The sequence below is a fragment of the Sphingobium sp. ZW T5_29 genome, from assembly GCF_044987515.1.
Taxonomy (GTDB): domain Bacteria; phylum Pseudomonadota; class Alphaproteobacteria; order Sphingomonadales; family Sphingomonadaceae; genus Sphingobium.
Genome location: NZ_JBJDRM010000029.1, coordinates 1 through 1,705, shown reverse-complemented (window position 1 = coordinate 1,705; position 1,705 = coordinate 1). Strand labels below are relative to the sequence as shown.

General features: G+C 60.4%; 1 protein-coding gene. It reads right to left on the bottom strand.

The genetic code is table 11. The features are described 5' to 3' along the window. Positions 1-177 precede the first annotated feature (177 nt). Positions 178-1,593, bottom strand: a complete 1,416-nt coding sequence (locus ACI3KQ_RS15890; RefSeq protein ID WP_404959307.1) for an ISNCY family transposase — start codon at positions 1,591-1,593, stop codon at positions 178-180. Positions 1,594-1,705 lie beyond the last annotated feature (112 nt).

The following is a 1,705-nucleotide window of genomic DNA, read 5'->3' as shown; positions in this document are numbered from 1 at the left end:
AATGTTCGAGCTGATTAGAAAAGACACTATCTCCGCTAGATAGAAATGACACCATTTATAGCAGCAGGGGCTGCGTGGAGCCATCGATACAGCGCAGCGCAGACCCTGCTGATGGCGTAACAGTGGTGGGAAGGGCACGGACCCGCTGCGAAGGCAGCGGGCTCGGTCAGAACCGCTTTAGCGCGCCTTCACGAACTCGAGCGTGCCGCGCGCTCGTAACTCCGCCGAGGTGAGCCGGGGACGACGTTTGAGCTTTGCCCCGCCTGACCGGCGTCCATTGATCTTCACCGGCGCCTCCGGTTCGGGGAACAAATGCGCGGGCTGGTCGCGGCGGGCAGGGGCATAGTTGTTCCGCTGCCGGTGATGCGGCGCGATCGCTTGGATCTCTTTTGCTAGCGCCAGTGCCGCGTCGAGATGCTTGTTATCGACGATGGCAGGTTGATTGATGCGGGGCATCTTGTCGAACAGGCTATAGGGAAGGGAGCGCCCCTCGTGGCGGATCTCGACTGTGCCGTCAGGATATTCACAGACATCCACGCGCTTGCGCGCCAGTTCCTTGCTGATCGGGTTCGGCTCCAAGAGGAACAGCACCTTGTTATAGTGCAGCGTCAGCGCGGCTGTGACCGTCCGCTGTTCGCGCCAGACCATGACGGAGTGCAGATCATCCCGCGGTGCCAGAGGTCGGTGTAGATCGCGACTGTCTGCGGCCGGACGAGCGAAGCGCGCATTGTGCCCAACCATGTAGCTCGGCAGAAAGACGTTCGCTTCTTCGATCGACGAGATACCTTCCAGGCGCATCGCTTTGATCAGGCGATCCTGCAATGTGCCGTTCGCCCGCTCGACCCGGCCTTTGGCTTGGGGTGAGTTGGCGCAAATGATCTCGATGTTCAGCGCATCGAGCGCGCGCCCGAAATGCGTCATGCCATCACCCTTGGCGGTCGCCTTAGGGTTACGAAAGACCGTATGTTTATCGGAATAAAAGGCCACCGGCTTGCCGTGCCGCTCGATATATTCGCCTGTCGCTTCCATGTAGGAAAAGGTGCTTTCGCTCTCGACCATCTTGAGGTGCATCAACTCGCTGGTCGCGTCGTCTATGTAGACGAGCAGCGTGCATCGCGGTCCGCGATCCTCGAACCATTCATGATCCGAGCCGTCGATCTGGATCAGCTCGCCACGACACTCCCGCCGGTGGCGCGGTTGATAAGGGCGAGACCGGCGAGCTGCGCGATCCTGCCACAGACCAGCCTCAATCATCATCTGCCGCAATGTCTCACAGCCCACCGCGATATCGTGGCGATCCGCCAGATACTCACGCGCCAGGGTCGGTCCAAAATCCGCATAATGCTCGCGGAGCAGTGACAGGATCCGCTCGCGAAAGGCATTGCTGTGACGCCGGTTGCTCGGCCGACCACGTTTGCGCGACACCAGGCCTGAAGCGCCTTCAACTCGCAGACGTTCCAGCAACCGGAAAATCTGCCGGCGCTTCAAGCCCAGCAACGTCGCCGCATCCTCAACCCGAAGTTCGCCGCGGTCCACGCGCGACAATGTGTCAAACCGCGAAAGCTCGCCATGGCTCATCGCCACCACCGTCATAAGCGCGTCCTCCCGAACTGCCAGGAGGACCATACCACCGGACTCTGCTAAGGACGCCTGAGGGTGTCATTTCTATCTAGCAGAGGGGTGTCATTTCTATCCGGCGCCTACA